Origin of the sequence: Streptomyces sp. DH12 (assembly GCF_020873895.1) — a bacterium.
GTDB lineage: Bacteria > Actinomycetota > Actinomycetes > Streptomycetales > Streptomycetaceae > Streptomyces.
On the sequence record NZ_JAHWGT010000883.1, the window covers coordinates 1 to 474 of the forward strand.

Sequence of the window (474 nt, forward strand, 5' to 3'; positions counted from 1 at the left end):
GGACGTTAGGGCCTGACACCGGTGACAAGGTCAAGAGGGAACGGGGCACGGGTACATGCTGATCGGGGAGTTGTCCCGGCGGACGGGCGTCAGCGCACGGTCGCTGCGGTACTACGAGGCGCAGGGGCTGTTGTCGGCCGGGCGGGGCGCGAACGGCTACCGCGACTACGCCGAGGAGGCCGTGGTGACCGTCACACAGATCCGCGCGCTGCTGCGGGCGGGCCTGTCCACCGAGGTGATCGCCCAGGTGCTGCCGTGTGCCCGGGGCGAGGGGCCCGGGTTCGACTGGTGCGCGGAGCTGCGGGAGATCCTCGGCGGGGAGCTGGCGGTGATGGACGACCGGATCGAGGCGCTGCGGCGCAGCCGGGGCACGCTCGCGGGGTTGCTGACGAAGCCCTGACCGGCGGGCCCCGCGCGGTGGCGCGTCCGCACTCCTCCCCTGCGATGCGCCCCCCGCGCCCCGGGCGGTAGCGT

1 protein-coding gene is annotated in these 474 nt (G+C 74.3%); it reads left to right on the forward strand.

The genetic code is table 11. From position 1 onward, the window contains the following. Positions 1–55 precede the first annotated feature (55 nt). The gene (locus LPA54_RS37595) at positions 56–400 is read left to right on the forward strand and encodes a MerR family transcriptional regulator (RefSeq protein WP_069757470.1); all 345 of its coding nucleotides are present in this window, start codon (positions 56–58) and stop codon (positions 398–400) included. The last annotated feature ends 74 nt before the right edge of the window (positions 401–474 follow it).